Origin of the sequence: Mycobacterium helveticum (assembly GCF_007714205.1) — a bacterium.
Lineage (GTDB): Bacteria > Actinomycetota > Actinomycetes > Mycobacteriales > Mycobacteriaceae > Mycobacterium > Mycobacterium helveticum.
Genome location: NZ_VMQU01000005.1, coordinates 49,278 through 63,634, shown reverse-complemented (window position 1 = coordinate 63,634; position 14,357 = coordinate 49,278). Strand labels below are relative to the sequence as shown.

Annotated in this window: 13 protein-coding genes and 1 pseudogene; 2 read left to right on the top strand and 12 right to left on the bottom strand. The window is 68.5% G+C overall.

Annotated elements, in window-relative coordinates:
- Positions 1–96: 96 nt before the first annotated feature.
- On the bottom strand, positions 97–1,752 hold the full coding sequence (locus FPZ47_RS02220) for an acetolactate synthase (RefSeq protein ID WP_144947388.1): 1,656 nt from the start codon (positions 1,750–1,752) through the stop codon (positions 97–99).
- A gap of 47 nt (positions 1,753–1,799) precedes the next feature.
- Between FPZ47_RS02220 and bacA the strand changes: the two genes are divergently transcribed.
- On the top strand, positions 1,800–3,719 hold the full coding sequence (gene bacA / locus FPZ47_RS02215) for a vitamin B12 ABC transporter pemease/ATP-binding protein BacA (protein WP_144947385.1): 1,920 nt from the start codon (positions 1,800–1,802) through the stop codon (positions 3,717–3,719).
- 58 nt (positions 3,720–3,777) lie between these two features.
- On the opposite strand, the gene FPZ47_RS02210 is transcribed toward bacA, so the two are convergent.
- From FPZ47_RS02210 to FPZ47_RS02190, 4 genes and pseudogenes are all read right to left on the bottom strand, one after another.
- Positions 3,778–5,277, bottom strand: a complete 1,500-nt coding sequence (locus FPZ47_RS02210) for an FAD-binding protein (protein ID WP_144947382.1) — start codon at positions 5,275–5,277, stop codon at positions 3,778–3,780.
- Between the two features lie 119 nt (positions 5,278–5,396).
- Positions 5,397–5,470, bottom strand: a pseudogene (locus FPZ47_RS30550) (hypothetical protein); the annotation flags it as partial.
- Between the two features lie 15 nt (positions 5,471–5,485).
- On the bottom strand, positions 5,486–5,986 hold the full coding sequence (locus tag FPZ47_RS02195) for a VOC family protein (RefSeq protein ID WP_144947379.1): 501 nt from the start codon (positions 5,984–5,986) through the stop codon (positions 5,486–5,488).
- 136 nt (positions 5,987–6,122) lie between these two features.
- On the bottom strand, positions 6,123–6,806 hold the full coding sequence (locus FPZ47_RS02190; protein WP_210419810.1) for a TetR/AcrR family transcriptional regulator: 684 nt from the start codon (positions 6,804–6,806) through the stop codon (positions 6,123–6,125).
- 124 nt (positions 6,807–6,930) lie between these two features.
- Between FPZ47_RS02190 and FPZ47_RS02185 the strand changes: the two genes are divergently transcribed.
- Positions 6,931–7,392 (top strand): nitroreductase family deazaflavin-dependent oxidoreductase, encoded by a 462-nt coding sequence (locus tag FPZ47_RS02185; protein ID WP_144947374.1) that lies wholly within the window; start codon positions 6,931–6,933, stop codon positions 7,390–7,392.
- On the opposite strand, the gene FPZ47_RS02180 is transcribed toward FPZ47_RS02185, so the two are convergent.
- From FPZ47_RS02180 to FPZ47_RS02150, 7 genes are all read right to left on the bottom strand, one after another.
- Positions 7,393–8,028, bottom strand: coding sequence for an Rv1815 family serine proteinase (locus tag FPZ47_RS02180; protein WP_144947492.1), 636 nt, complete (start codon positions 8,026–8,028; stop codon positions 7,393–7,395).
- 136 nt (positions 8,029–8,164) lie between these two features.
- Complete coding sequence (locus FPZ47_RS02175) at positions 8,165–9,064, bottom strand: sterol desaturase family protein (protein WP_144947489.1); 900 nt, start codon at positions 9,062–9,064, stop codon at positions 8,165–8,167.
- A 176-nt stretch (positions 9,065–9,240) separates the two neighbouring features.
- The gene (locus FPZ47_RS02170) at positions 9,241–9,942 is read right to left on the bottom strand and encodes an MgtC/SapB family protein (RefSeq protein WP_144947371.1); all 702 of its coding nucleotides are present in this window, start codon (positions 9,940–9,942) and stop codon (positions 9,241–9,243) included.
- 211 nt (positions 9,943–10,153) lie between these two features.
- Complete coding sequence (locus FPZ47_RS02165; protein WP_144947369.1) at positions 10,154–10,474, bottom strand: DUF732 domain-containing protein; 321 nt, start codon at positions 10,472–10,474, stop codon at positions 10,154–10,156.
- A gap of 20 nt (positions 10,475–10,494) precedes the next feature.
- Positions 10,495–10,815 carry a DUF732 domain-containing protein gene (locus FPZ47_RS02160; protein WP_144947366.1) on the bottom strand — a complete coding sequence of 107 codons (321 nt, stop codon included), beginning with the start codon at positions 10,813–10,815 and terminating at the stop codon, positions 10,495–10,497.
- Between the two features lie 251 nt (positions 10,816–11,066).
- A complete protein-coding gene (locus tag FPZ47_RS02155; RefSeq protein ID WP_144947365.1) occupies positions 11,067–12,470 on the bottom strand; it encodes a PPE family protein in 1,404 nt (467 codons plus the stop codon).
- A gap of 58 nt (positions 12,471–12,528) precedes the next feature.
- Positions 12,529–13,794: a PPE family protein gene (locus FPZ47_RS02150; RefSeq protein WP_144947362.1), complete on the bottom strand. Its 1,266-nt coding sequence runs from the start codon at positions 13,792–13,794 to the stop codon at positions 12,529–12,531.
- Between the last annotated feature and the right edge of the window lie 563 nt (positions 13,795–14,357).

Here is a 14,357-nt window from a genome sequence, read left to right as displayed (position 1 = left end):
GTACGCGGGCCGACGCCGGGCGCGAGGGTGCGTGTCTGTACTGCGACACGCCGTAATCCCTGGCAATCTGCGCACCATCGCGGCCCGGCGGCCCCGTCAGGCCAGGTTGGAGCGGCGCGGATAGGCGACGGCGGGGTCGGTCAGGACGTTGACGACGGCGGGCAGGCCGCTGGCGAAGGCGCGGTCCAGAGCGGGCCGCAGTTCGGCGGGCGCGGACACCAGCTCGCCGTGGCCGCCCAGGGCGCGCGCCACCTCGTCGTACCGCGTGCCCGGACGCAACTCGGCGGCCACCGAGTAGCCGTACAACGCCTCCATGGGGTGCTTCTCGAGCGCCCAGATTCCGTTGTTGCCGACCACCGACACGACCGGCACGTTGTGCCGGACCAGGGTGTCCCATTCCATGCCGCTGAAGCCGAACGCGCCGTCGCCCTGCAGCAGGACGACCTGACGGTCCGGGCGGGCCAGCTTGGCGGCCATGGCGTAACCCGGGCCCGAACCCAGGCACCCGAACGGTCCGCTGTCCAGCCAGCAGCCGGGCAGATAGCTGTCGATCAGCCGACCGGCATAGGAGCCGAAATCGCCGGCGTCGATGACGACGATCGCGTCGCGGTCCAGCATCGGCGCCAGCTCGGCGTACACGCGCATCGGGTGCAGCGGGACCCTGTCGTCGCCCAGGTCGGCCTTTTCCGCATGGCGGGCGGCGGTCTCGGTCGCGCGCAGCTGCCCGATCCAATCGTGGCGGTCGGGTCCGCCCGCCCCCCGGGCGAGGGCCGAGAGGATCGAGGTGAGGTCGCCGTAGAGCGCGGCGGCGACGGGACGCGGGTGCTCGCGCCCGGGTTCGGCACGGTCCGCCACGACGAGCTGGGTCTGCGGTCCGAACACCCCGCCGAAGCCGAGCCGGAAATCCATCGGTACCCCGACGACCAGGGCCACGTCGGCCTCGCCCAGTGCTTTCGCCCGCGCCCGCGAGAATGCCATCGGGTGGTCGGCGGGCACCACGCCGCGGGCCATGCCGTTCATCAGCACCGGAATCTGCCGTTCCTCGGCCAGACGGAGCAGTGCCGCCTCCGCGTGCCCCCACCACACGTTGGTGCCCGCCATGATCACCGGCCGGCGCGCCGCGGACAGCAGCGTCGCGGCACGGTCCAGCGCCCGGGTGTCCGTGTGCGCCGGCGCGGTTGCGGATGCCCCGTCGGCGAGAGCCCCGGGCCTGCCGTCGTCCTCGGTCATCGAAAACACGTGGTCCATCGGGAAATCGACGAAGGCCACGCCCGACGGGGCGGTCACCGCGGCGCGCAACGCCTCGTCGACGAGTCGGCCGGCCGCGTCGGCGGACTGCGCGGTGGCGGCGAAGCGGGCCAGCGGCGCCACGAAGGGCACGTGGTCGATCTCCTGCAGCGAACCCATCCCCCAGCGCCCGGCCGGGGCCCGGCCGGCGAGCACGACCAGGGGCGACTGATTCTGCTGTGCCGCCGCCATCGCGCTCATCCCGTTGGTGACGCCCGGCCCGGCGGTCAGCGCGGCCACGCCCGGCACCCTCGTGACCTTGGACCAGCCCTCGGCCGCGAAGGTCGCCGTCTGCTCGTGGCGGGTGTCGATCAGCCGGATACCCTCGTCGTGGCAGCCGTCGTAGATGGAGAAAAGGTGGCCGCCGGATAGCGTGAAGATGGTGTCGACACCGCTGGCCTTGAGTCGCCGCGCGACGAGCCGGCCGGCATGCATGGTCTGGGTGGAGACGGCGTCGGTGCTCATCACCGCAGCCTATCCGCCGCCTTCCGGATACAAAGGAGACTCCGAGCTTGGGCGCGAAACCGTTTAAGCCGTCGATCAATTGGTCGACGGCACCCGTGGAGTCGTTGCACTGGGTCGCCGAGGCCTGGGTGATCAGCGCCGTCTGCGTGCTGCTCGTGCTGGTCGCGTTCAGGTACTTCACGCCCTGGGGCCGGCAGTTCTGGCGGATCACCCGCGGCTACTTCGTCGGAGCGCGCAGCGTTCGGGTCTGGGCGATGCTCGGCGTGCTGTTGCTGTCGGTGGTGCTGTCCGTGCGGATCATGGTGCTGCTCAGCTACCAGGGCAACGACCTCTACACGTCCGTGCAGATCGCGGTTCAGGGCTTGGCGGCCGGCAACGACAGGGTCCGGCAGTCCGGGGTGCACGGTTTCTGGATGTCGCTGGTGATCTTCAGCGTGCTGGCGTCGCTGTACGTCATCCGCATCATGACCGACATCTATCTGACGCAGCGTTTCATCATCGCCTGGCGGGTGTGGTTGACCGCCCACCTCACCGACGACTGGCTCGCCGGCAAGGCCTACTACCGGGACCTGTTCATCGACAACACCATCGACAACCCCGACCAGCGCATCCAGCAGGACGTCGACATCTTCACCACCAATGCCGGCGGCACACCGAACGTCCCGTCCAACGGGACCGGAAGCACGTTGTTGTTCGGGGCCGTCAACGCGGTGGCCTCGGTGATCTCGTTCGCCGCGATCCTGTGGAATCTGTCCGGAGACCTCGACGTGCTGGGCGTGACCGTCCCGCGCGCGATGTTCTGGGTCGTCCTGGTCTACGTGCTGATCGCGACGGTCGTCGCGATCTGGCTGGGTCATCCGCTGATCTGGCTCAGCTTCAACAACGAGAAACTCAACGCCGCCTTCCGTTACGGTCTGGTGCGGTTGCGCGACGCCGCCGAGGCGGTGGGCTTCTACCGTGGTGAGCGGATCGAGCGGGTGCAACTGTGGCGGCGCTTCACCCCGATCATCGACAACTACCGCAGGTTCGTTCGCCGCACCATCATCTTCAACGGATGGAACTTCTCGATGTCGCAGGCGATCGTGCCGCTGCCATGGGTGATTCAGGCGCCGCGGCTGTTCGCGGGCCGCATCGACTTCGGAGATGTCGGGCAGAGCGCGACGGCCTTCGGCAACATCCAGGACTCGTTGTCGTTCTTCCGCAACAACTACGACGCGTTCGCGGCCTTCCGGGCCGCGATCATCCGATTGCACGGGCTGGTCGACGCCAACACGCAGGGCCGGGCCCTGCCGACGATCCTGGTCAAAGACAGTGAGCAGTCGGCGGTCGAACTCCGCGGCCTGGAAGTGCGCACCCCGGCCGGAGACCAGCTGATCGACCCGCTCGACGTGCAGCTGGACCAGGGCGAGTCGCTGGTGATCACCGGGCGCTCGGGGTCCGGCAAGACCACGCTGCTGCGCAGCCTGGCCGAGTTGTGGCCGTACGCGTCCGGGACGCTGTGCCGCCCTGAGGGGGCCAACGCGACGATGTTCTTGTCCCAGTTGCCGTATGTGCCGCTGGGCGACCTGCGCAGCGTGGTGTGCTATCCGAACTCGCCCGAGGAGGTCTCCGACGCCGAGTTGCGCGACGTGCTGGGCAAAGTCGCGCTGAGCCCACTGATCGCCCGGCTCGACGAGGAGCAGGACTGGGCCAAGGTGCTCTCCCCCGGCGAACAGCAGCGCGTCGCTTTTGCCCGCATCCTGCTGACCAAGCCCAAGGCGGTCTTCCTCGACGAGGCGACCTCGGCGCTCGACGAGGGGCTGGAGTTTGCGTTGTATCAGCTGGTGCGCGCCGAGTTGCCGGACTGCGTGCTGGTCAGCGTCAGTCATCGGCCCGCCGTCGAACAGCACCACGAAAGAAAGCTGCACCTGCTCGGCGGCGGTGACTGGCGGTTGGGCCCGGTGGAGAAGGAGCCCGCGCAGGTCTAGCCGGCTGCAGACCTCTGCTTGTATTTGCTCTGCAGAATCACAGTCTCGGCGCGGGGTTTCAACGCTCCTGCGCGCCCAGCGCCCCGTGGGCCGCGTGCGCTCCGGCGCGGCGCCCGAAGAACGAACCCTCACCCAGCTGCGTGCCGCTGGCATAGCCCTTGCCGTCCTGCGCGATGTTGGACGCGCACGCCCCGACCGCGTACAGCCCCGGAATCACCGTGCCGTCGCCGCGTCGCACCTCCCCGTCGACGGTCACCGCCAGGCCGCCCACGGTGAACCCCGAGTACATCGCCCGGCCCAGCGACAAGTCGAACACCGCCCACGGGCCGTTGTCTTGTGGCGCAACGTATTCCGGCTGCTTATGGAAATCGGGGTCCTCGCCGGCGGCCGCGAACTTGTTGTAGCGGTCCAGCGTGGTCGCGACGTTGCCGGCGGGGATGCCCAGCGCGGTCTCCAACTCGGCGATCGTCTCGTAGCCGTCGAGGAACCGGATAAGCGGCATCTCGGGCATCTCGGTGTGCCCTTCGTCGACGATCAGGTATGCGGTGTGGTCCGGCTGTTCCAGCACGAACGCCGAGGTGCGCGAGTGGTAGGAGTCCTCGGCGACGAACCGCTTGCCCTCCTTGTTGACGATCAGGCCGGTCAGCAGGACTTCCGGCGGATAGGCCGCCGCGGTGATGAACAGCTCGTCCATGTATTTGGTGGCCCCGCCCGCCGAGACACCCAGTCGGATGCCCAGCCCGTCGTCGTTGGGGTTGCCCAGGATGTAGGGCGCCACGAGCCCGTGGTGTTTGGTGCGGCGCGGCTGGCCCAGGGCGGGCGTGTGCTCGGCCACCATGTCCGGGTTCATCGCGAAACCCCCCGCCGCGATGACGACCGCTTTGGCCTTGACGGCGCCCGTTTCGGTGAAATGCTTCCAGGCGACGCCGACCACCGCCCCGTCGTCCACGACCAGGTTGGTGGCCCCGGTCTCGTACTGGACCCGCACTCCCAACGCGTCGGCACGCTTGACCAGCAGGTCCACCACCATGGACGCACCGCCCAACTCGCCGGGCACCGGCACGGAATGCCCGCGCGGTGCCGGCATGGCCTGTTCGCAGAAGGGCCACACCTTTTCGTTGCCCGTGTAGCTCAGGCCCTCGGTGCCCGGCGGGACCACGACCTTGCCCGGGTAGTAGCTTCGCTCGAACTGGAAACCCAGGTCCTCCAGCCAGTTGAAGTGCTCGACGCTCCCGTCGCAGTAGGCGCGGATCTTGTCGAGTTCGGGTTCGCGTGACACCGCGACGAGGTACTTGTACATTTCCTCGGGCGAATCGGCATGACCGGTGGCCTGCTGCACCGCTGTTCCCCCGCCGAGGTAAAAGTGCCCTCCGGCAAGGGAAGTGGTGCCGCCCGCCGCGGCGGCGCGCTCGAGCACCAGCACCCGCGCGCCGGCGGCCGCCGCGCTGACCGCGGCGCAACCGCCCCCGATGCCGAATCCGATCACGATGACGTCGACGTCATCCGACCACGACGTCACGTCGTCCGCGCTGATCGTTGCCGGTGTCTTGCTGCTCATTGGCGCCACTCCTCCTCATCGCTGCGCTCTGCATCGTCGCCGGCGCTGCTCATTGGCGCCGCTCCTCCTCATCGCTGCGCTCTGCATCGTCGCCGGCGCTGCTCATTGGCGCCGCTCCTCCTCATCGCTGCGCTCTGCATCGTCGCCGGCGCTGCTCATTGGCGCCGCTCCTCCTCATCGCTGCGCTCTGCATCGTCGCCGGCGCGGCTCAGCGCTGCTGCTCTTTGATGTAGTCGTAGAACGCCCGCATCTCGGGTGAGATGTAGGCGATCTCCAAAAACGGCACGCCCGCCCGGGGTGCCGACAGATAGGCGAACCGAATGCCGCCGGGCATCACGCCCTGTTGCACGACGGCGGCGCCGCGGTCGGCGGCCCGCGCCAGGGCCGTGTCGAACTGCTCGGGGCTGTCGGCCTCCGTGCAGATGTGGTGCAGTCCCGGTCCGGAGTCGCGCAAAAAGTCACTATAGATGTTCGGGCCGCGGACCGGTGAAATCAACTCCAGCTGCATGTCCCCGAGATAGCTCAGGGAAATGCTGGCGACGAAATCTGCCGGCGCGCCGAGGTAGCTGCAGCTGTCCGGGGCAAAGTGTACGTCCGGAATCCGGATCCATTTCCGGGCGCCCAACAGGCCGGTAAGGGCCGTTTCGGTGGCGTCCAGGTCCGAGGTGACCCAGGCGATCTGCGTGGGCGCTGAAACGGAGGGGGTCATCGTCTCGCAGGATAGCCCAGCGTGCCGACCGCCAGAAAGGGCGCGGGGCATTTGCCGCGGCCCGCCTAGTCGAGTCCTCCGGTGCCGGATGAACACGTTCTAATTCAGCTGCGGTGACGGGCGCGATGGCCGCCGGTCAGGGCCGGCCCAGCACGTCGACAAGCAACTGAAGCTGAGCGTCGAAAACCGCCTCGGGTTCGGTCAGGGTGTCGGTGCCGTACTGGCCGAACACCTCCAGACTGATCGCGCCCAGCACCCCCGCCCACAGCAAAAAGCATTTGGTGACAACGCGATCGTCGCCGGGAAAGCCGAATTCCTGGCGGAGCCGCTGGAAGTCGGCCGACGTCGGTTGTGAGGCAACATCATTGGTCAGGCGGATGTCCCCGGTCGCGATGCCGGCGGACACGGCGTCGAGGAACGCACCGGCGACCCTGGTGCCGGCCGCAGCCGTACGCTGCGCCGGGGCGTGATACCCGGGGACCGGGCTGCCGTACAGCAGGGCCCAGCGGGACGGGTGGGTGATCGCCCAGCCCCGCACGGCCCGCGCGATCGTGACGACGTCGTCGCTCCAGAGCTCGCCGCCCGTCTCGCGGGCCCGGTCCACGGTGTCGGCCAGGTCGGAGTAGGCGTCGACCAGCAGCAACGTCAGCAGCTCGTCGCGGCTGGACACGTAGCGGTATACCGCCGACGACACCATGCCCAGGTCGCGCGCTATCGCGCGCAGCGACAGGCCGGCCGCGCCGCGGTCCACCAGGTGGCGGCGTCCCAGCTCGACGATCCGCGCCTCGATCTGTTCCCGCGACTCCTGGCGTTTGCCCACGCGACCAGTCTCGCACAACCGAGATCACCGCTCTTGATTCTCGACGTTGGATGTGGCAGCGTGTCGAACACCGAGAGCGGTGCTCTCAAGGGAATGCCGGGCACCCCGGCCGAAAGGACCCACCATGGTCACGCAATACCAGCAGCCGAACCGGGCCGCCCGCGCCGCCAACGCTGCGATCCGCTGGCTGGCCGAGATGGGGATCAGCATCGCCGGGACCCGCGCGCTGCGGATCCGGGGCCGCAAGACCGGACGGCCACGGTCGGTGGTGGTCAATCTTTTGACCGTCGACGGCGTGGATTATCTCGTCTCACCGCGTGGAAACACGCAGTGGGCGCGCAACATCCGGGCCGCGGGCGTCGTCGAGGTGGGCCCGCGCTGGCACCGGGAGCGCGCCCTTGCGCGCGAGTTGGACGACGCGGCCAAGCCCGACGTCCTGCGGAGCTACCTGGCCAGGTGGTACTGGCAGGTCAGGGGGTTCGTCCCCGGGCGGCTGACGCCGGACTCCGGTGACGAGCAGTTGCGCGCCGCCGCGCCGTCGATCCCGGTCTTCGTGCTGGCCCCGGAACCGGGCACTCCGCGCTGATCAGCCGGGGTTCGTGGTCGCGCCCAGGTCCTGGCGCACCTGGTCCGAGGCGGCCCGCCACGACACCGCGGCGGGGAAATCCCCCCACATGCTGTTGAAGATCCCGACGATCTGCCCGGGTCCGCCGTCGGGCGCCAGGTACACCGGCCCGCCCGAATCGCCCTTCTGGCTCTGCACCCCGTGCGACATGGTGAACCACCCGTTGTTGACGCTCTCGACGGTCCCGCAGGTCTCCCCGGTGGCCACCCCGAAGTGGCACACCGGTTGGCCCGCCTGCACCGTGACGGCCGGATTCGACTGCAACAGGCGCCCGCCCGGCAGCACGGTGCTCGGCGTGACGCCGTCGTCCAGCACGATCGCCTCGTAGTCGTTGATGATCTGGTCGGTGGCGACCGTGGTGCCACTGGGCGTGTTGTCCCGGAAAGTGGCCATCCGGCCGATCGCGTTGCCGCTCTTGTCGTAGACGGCTCCCCCGCCCCGGCAATGCCCGGCCGTGTACGCGACGCGCATCGTCGGGTCGACGTAGCCCAGCGTGCACAGCCGGTTGTCCTGCAGGATCTCCATGCCCGGGTACACCACGGTGGCCTGCGCGCGGGCCGCCGCGGACGGCAATGTGGGCACGAAGGCCGCGACCATGACCGGGGTGGCGAATACACGCAATGCTCGGCGACGCACCTTGAACTCCGATCCGCCGGTGCCAAATCTCGACCCAATCGAGACTAAGGCGTTACTTTCCGTTACGCAGGAGTCTTCGCGGCGACCGGTGCGGGCGTTACAGTGTCGTGACCATCGGGTCGGCGGTCCCGGCCCGGGCCGCTTCGCGCGGCGCCCAGCCCGGCGGACCGAACACGTATCCGAGCCGGTCGCGGAAGCGGCCGGCCGTTCGCCAGTCGCGGGCGATGGCGACGTATTCGCGCGTCTGCAGCTTCCAGATGTTGAACGTGTCGACCTGCTTGGTGAGCCCGTAATGGGGGCGGAACACCTCCGGTTGGAAGCTGCCGAACAGCCGGTCCCAGATGATCAGGATGCCGCCGTAGTTCTTGTCCAGGTAGAGCTTGTCCATGCCGTGATGCACGCGGTGATGCGACGGCGTGTTGAAGACGAACTCGAACGGCCGCGGCAGTTTGTCGATCCGCTCGGTGTGGATCCAGAACTGGTAGATCAAGCTCACCGAGAAGGAAAAGAAGACCATCCACGGCGGAACCCCCAACAACGGCAACGGAATCCACATCAGGATTTCGCCGCTGTTGTTCCACTTCTGGCGCAGCGCGGTAGCGAAGTTGAAGTATTCGCTGGAGTGGTGCGCCTGGTGCGTGGCCCAGATCAGCCGTACCCGGTGGGCGATGCGATGGTAGCCGTAGTACAGCAGGTCGACGCCGAGGAGTGCGACGACCCAGGTGTACCAGCGGGTTGCCGAGAGGTGCCAGGGTGCCAGGTAGGCGTAGATCGCGGCATAGCCCAGCAGCGCCAGGGCCTTCCAGCCTGCGGTGGTGGCCACCGACACCAGACCCATCGAGATGCTCGCCACGGAGTCTCGGGTCTGATAGGCCCCGGACTCCGGCCGGGACCCGTCGACGTCCGACGCGAGGCGTTCCAGCTTGCGGGCCGCGGTCCACTCCAGCGTCAACAGCAGCAAAAAGAATGGAACAGCAAACAGAACAGGATCCCGCATCTGGGGCGGGAGTGCGGACAGAAAGTCCGAAACGGAATGCACCCGAACAGACTATTACGCTGCTGTGCCCGCCGAGTTCGGACAACGGTTCAATTCGGCGTCGCCGTCAGATCTGCCGAGATCCGGGTTGCCCCGGGCATGGGCGGTTCATGTCGCGCGCCGGGTCCTCGGTGCCGCTACTGGGCCGTCTCCCCCGCATACCACTGCACCGTGCGGACCCCCGGTTGCAGGGACAGTTCGGCGACCAACCGCTCGAGCTTCGCCGGGGTGTGGCCGTCCATCAGCAGATGCGCGCTCAGCGTGATCTCGTCGTCGCCGGTCTGCCGGGCGTGGATGCCGCGCAGCGTCATGTCGTTGCTGCTGGCGTGCTGCACGACCTGGGCGCGGACGTACGTCTCCGATTTGGGTCGGCAGGTCACCTGGACCAGGTACGGCTGGAGGCCCTCGTCGTCTTCGACGTTGTCGTCGCGGTCGATCAGCCGCCCGAGCGGGCGCCCGAAGAGGTGGATCGCGATGACGGCGCCGGTGGCGATCACCGTGAAGGCCAGGTGTCCCGACGCGGCCAGCACGCCTATCGCCGCCGAACACCACAGGGTGGCCGCCGTGTTGAGACCGCGGACGTTGACTCCCTCGCGCAGGATCACCCCACCGCCCAGGAACCCGATCCCGGACACGACGTAGGACGCGACCCGGGTGGCGCTGGTGTCCTCGGTGGCGGCCCCGTAGAGCACGAACAGGGTCGCGCCGGCGGCGACGAGGGCGTTGGTGCGCAGCCCGGCCCGGCGCGCCCGCCACTGCCGCTCCATACCGATGAGGGCGCCGCACCCGACCCCGACGGCCAGCCGGAGCGCGAAATCGGCGACGCTCAGTGTCTGCATGACGGAACATCCCTCCCCTCGGCAACGACACCGGCACCGCCCGGGCGGTGCTGGACCGCGGCAGCTAACCACGCGCAGGTGAACGGGAGGTGGACCCCGGTCACAACCGATTGCGCCGCGCCCAGTCGCCGGTGCGCAGCCGTCTGGTCAAGCCGCAATCCACCTGCGCGCGTTGACTATTCGTCCTCTCCGGAACGCGCCGGTGTCGGGGCTAGTGCGTCGTGGCGAGTCGTTGTGGACAGTAGTACTTCGCCGAGATCGCCACGAACAGGGTGGCGTGGTCGGTGGTCAGTCCCGGGTTTTCGTCCTGCAGGTTGTGGACGAGCTCGGGGCCGGACTTGCCGCTCCCGATCCAGCCGCACACCGCCTTGCCGAAGGCGATGGCCTGGTCCGGGCTGGCGTAGCGCAGACCCGCGTCGCGCACCGTCGCCAGGAAACCCGTGTCGTCGAACGCGTCGTCGGGGCCGGCGGATGCGGGTGCGGCGCAGCCGATCACGGCGGCGGTGCCGAGCAACGCCAGTAGCCGTCCCATGCCGGCGCGGCCCGTGTCCGTCAGGCCTTGGACAGCTGATGGGGGCAGTAGTACTTCGCCGAGATCAACGCGAAGTTGGACGCGTTCTCCATGTCCATCCCGGGGTTGTGGATCTTCACGTCGTGCACCACTTGCAGGCCGCTCTCGCCGTTGTCCAGGAAGGAACACACCGCCCTGCCGGCGGCGACGGCACCCTCCCGGGTCGCGAAGGAGATGCCGGCCTGGTTCAGCGCGGCGACGAACCCCGCGTCGTCCCCGTCCGGTTCCGGCGGGTCGGCATAGGCGGGCGCGGCAAAACCGATCACCGCCGCTGCGCCGAGCAGCGCGACAAACATCCTCATGAGTTACCCCTTCCCTCGCATCGAGGAAATTGTGCCGATTCGGTATTCGACCAAAGCGGCGGCTTCGAAAAACTTTACCGTCGACTTTGCCCGGTCGACCGCTGTCCCTACCATTCTCCCAGTTGGTTCTACGCTTTTACGCTTTCGGCGAACCTCGCCTGAGCTGCTCGAACCGCCTCGCACGCCGCTGCTCTCGGCGCCGGATCCGGTCGTTGCGCGGCCGGCGGGATGCTCTGAATACACGTTGCCACTTAACTCATCTGCGCTTCCGACGGCACTACTTTGGGCTTGCCTTTCGACAGGTGCACCGCGTGAATGCCGGGTTTCTTGGCCAGCTGCTCGAGCAGCGCGTCGAGCCCTTCTTGATCGACGTTGTGGTGCTGCACGCTCTCGGGTTTCTCCGATATCTGTGCGACCACCTTCTTCAGTTTTTCCGGTGAGGTGCCGTCCTTCAGCTCCTTGAGTGGGGTGAGGCGCCCGCGGACGGTGGCACGGCCCGCCACGGTGGGGGCGCCCGCCCCGAAGGCGCTGCCGAGCATGCCCGCCACCGACATCGAGCTGAGCAGCCCACCCTCCCCGAGGGCGGCCGCCGGCACCGCTTCCGGCCCGGCGGCCGTCAACGCGGCGGCGACCGTCCGGATGGCCGGGGTGGCCGAGGCCCAACTGGGCGGCACCGTCAGCGCTCCGACCAGGGTGCCGCGCCCCAGGCCGGCCGCCACCGGGCTGACCGCGTTGTACAGGGTGCCGCGCCCGAAGCCCAGCCCGCCGAGTCCGGCCCCCAGCGCGTCCTTCGGAAGCGCGCCGTAGGCGACCGGCGGGGCGAACTTCAGCCACTGTGACACCGGGAAGTTGATCAGCAGCCCGATGTCGTTGAACTGCGTGGTCAGGCCAATCGGAATCTTGAAGGCGTTGTACAGGTTGGCATACCAGCTGGCCCCGTTCGGAACAACGTTCAGGAGATTTTCCGCGAGGGTTTGGTACCAGGTCGCGAATCCGGCGAGGTATCCGAGTAGCCCGTTCGCCGGGGTGAACGGGGGGATGATCGAACCAAGGGTCGCCGCCGCATTGGCGGCCGGGGTGGCAGTCGCCGTGCCGACCGCGGCGGCCTGCGCCGTCGACGCCGCGGCGTTGGTGGTCGGCGGTGGATCGGTGAACGCGGTCAGCTGGCTGGTTGCGGCCTCCGCCGAGCCGACGTAGGTGTCCATCGCCAGGGCGTCCTGGGCCCACATCTCGGCGTACTGGGCCTCGGTGGCCGCGATCGCGGCGGTGTTCTGCCCGAAGATGTTGGTCGCCACCAGCGACGCCAGCTGGGTCCGGTTGGCCGCGACCTCCTCCGGCGGGACCGTCGCCGCGAAGGCCGACTCGTAGGCGGCCGCCGCCGCGGTGGCCTGGTTGGAGGTGTGCGCGGCCTGTGCGGCGGTGGCCTGCATCCAGGACAGGTACGGCGTGACCGCGGCCACCATGCTCATCGACGACGGCCCCACCCAGGGTCCGCCGCTCAGCGTGTCGATCACCGACGAGTAGGCGGAGACGGTGGACTGCAATTCGGCGGCCAACGTGTCCCAGGCAGCGGCCGCGGCCACCATCGATTCGGCTCCCGGCCCGGCATACATGCGGCCGGAGTTGAACTCCGGTGGAAACGCTCCGTAGAACATCTCTATACCCCTTGCCCGGTCGCGCTGCTGTCGGTTGTTGATGTGTCGGTCATGGCGCTCAGTCCTCCAAGGCCGGAATCACGATGATGGTGGCCGTCGCCGCCTCGGCCGCGATGACGCCGCCCAGCGAGCCGGTCGCCGCGGAACCAGCTCCGGAATACGTCGCTCCGGCCGCCATGGCGCGTCCTGCCAGGCTCGACAGGGCCATCTGGCCGAAGACGCCGCCCTCGGGGGTCAGCGAGGCGGTGGGCGCGGCCGCCACATTGGGGAACACCGAGGCGAGTGTCCTGATCGCCGGCGCGGCCTCGGTCCAGCCCTGCGGCACCGACATGCTTCCGACCAGCGCGGCCCTGCCCATCGACGCCGACACCGGCGCGCCGCCGACGGCGGAGCTCAGCATCGGCTTGAGGGCGCCGCTGGTCAGCGGCGCCAACGCCCCGGAGATCGCTTTGGGGCCGGCCAGATAGGCGGCGGCGCCCTGCCCGTTCTGACCCCAGGCGTATGCCTGCCCGAACGACAGGAACGGGCCGCCGGGGACAAGGGTCCACGACTGGGGTGAGGACACCCCGGTGAAGACGGCCCAGATGGTGTTCCAGTTGGTCAGCGCGCTGGGCAGGGTCGACGGCAGCGTGAGTCCCGAGGTCGGCACCGCCGCGTTGCCCGCGATGCCCGATGCCAGGCTCTGCAGGGCGTTCGGCACGGCGCTGGTCAGCTGGGACAGTTGGGTGCCGACGTTCAGGCCACTCGAGGTCCCGGACTGACTGACCGCGGCGGCCTGCATCGGGCCGCCCGAGTCGGTGGTCGTGCGCGGCGGTTCGACGAACGGGACCAGCTGCGAGGCGGCCGCCGAGGAGCCGGCGTAGGCGTACATGGCGGCGGCGTCCTGGGCCCACATCTCGGCGTACTGCGCTTCGGTGGCGGCGATCGCCGGGGTGTTCTGCCCCAGGATGTTGGTGGCGATCAAGGCCGTGAGCAACGCGCGATTGGCCACGATCACCGGCGGCGGGACCGTCGCGGCGAAGGCCGTCTCGTAAGCGGCGGCGGCAACCTTGGCCTGGGCCGCGGCCTGCTCGGCCTGAGTGCCGGTGGCACTGATCCACGAGACGTACGGCGTGGCCGCGGCGGCCATCGCGATCGAGGAGGGACCCGTCCACGGCCCGACGGTCAGACCCTCGACCGTGGATCCGTACGACGCGGCCATCGACTGCAGTTCGGCGGCCAGGTCGTCCCAGGCCGCCGCCGCCGCCAGCATCGGCCCCGACCCGGGACCGACATACATCCGCCCAGAGTTGACCTCCGGCGGAAGCGCGCCGAAATCTATCACCTATCTACCTCCGGTCCTTTCAGGTGGCCGTCATCGTAACGACGACGCGCGTCGCCCGCCCCCAAAACTGTCCCAGCTCTTATGGAATCCAAAAAACGTTAAATTCTGCGTCTCAAAAGGTTTGCTGTAGACGCTGCTTGTGGCGGATCTGCGCAACCTTGGGCCATCGTGATGCGACAGTAGTGGCATTGTGTTCCGGCAAAGTAATCACAATGTTACGAACACGTGTCGCGGCGAGGTGGGCGGTGGCGAGAGCGCTTTCGGGCAGTGACCATGCTCAAGGCGAGATGACCTATCTTGCAGTGTGTTCCGCGTCGCACGCGCCACCGACCGCAGCTCGCAGCGGTGATGCCCCGCGCCATACGAATGAGCGACGAAACCCAGCTTCAACGACGACAGACCGCGTGCGCTGTCCGGTTCTTTTGGGGACAAAAAGGATTCTCTTCCGCCGCACGTTTTGGCAATCCAATACAATTTGCCCACACGGCCAAGTAAGAACAATCGTCACTGGCTTTTGGAGCCGGGTTTGCGCGATTGAGGGAGTCCAGGCTTTCGGCCACGGT

Excerpts from the sequence above, each read along its gene's own strand:
- FPZ47_RS02220 (WP_144947388.1), bottom strand. The coding sequence starts at position 1,752 with ATGAGCACCGACGCCGTCTCCACCCAGACCATGCATGCCGGCCGGCTC.
- FPZ47_RS02210 (WP_144947382.1), bottom strand. The coding sequence starts at position 5,277 with ATGAGCAGCAAGACACCGGCAACGATCAGCGCGGACGACGTGACGTCG.
- FPZ47_RS02195 (WP_144947379.1), bottom strand. The coding sequence starts at position 5,986 with ATGACCCCCTCCGTTTCAGCGCCCACGCAGATCGCCTGGGTCACCTCG.
- FPZ47_RS02185 (WP_144947374.1), top strand. The coding sequence starts at position 6,931 with ATGGTCACGCAATACCAGCAGCCGAACCGGGCCGCCCGCGCCGCCAAC.
- FPZ47_RS02180 (WP_144947492.1), bottom strand. The coding sequence starts at position 8,028 with ATGGTCGCGGCCTTCGTGCCCACATTGCCGTCCGCGGCGGCCCGCGCG.
- FPZ47_RS02175 (WP_144947489.1), bottom strand. The coding sequence starts at position 9,064 with ATGCGGGATCCTGTTCTGTTTGCTGTTCCATTCTTTTTGCTGCTGTTG.
- FPZ47_RS02170 (WP_144947371.1), bottom strand. The coding sequence starts at position 9,942 with ATGCAGACACTGAGCGTCGCCGATTTCGCGCTCCGGCTGGCCGTCGGG.
- FPZ47_RS02165 (WP_144947369.1), bottom strand. The coding sequence starts at position 10,474 with ATGGGACGGCTACTGGCGTTGCTCGGCACCGCCGCCGTGATCGGCTGC.
- FPZ47_RS02160 (WP_144947366.1), bottom strand. The coding sequence starts at position 10,815 with ATGAGGATGTTTGTCGCGCTGCTCGGCGCAGCGGCGGTGATCGGTTTT.
- FPZ47_RS02155 (WP_144947365.1), bottom strand. The coding sequence starts at position 12,470 with ATGTTCTACGGAGCGTTTCCACCGGAGTTCAACTCCGGCCGCATGTAT.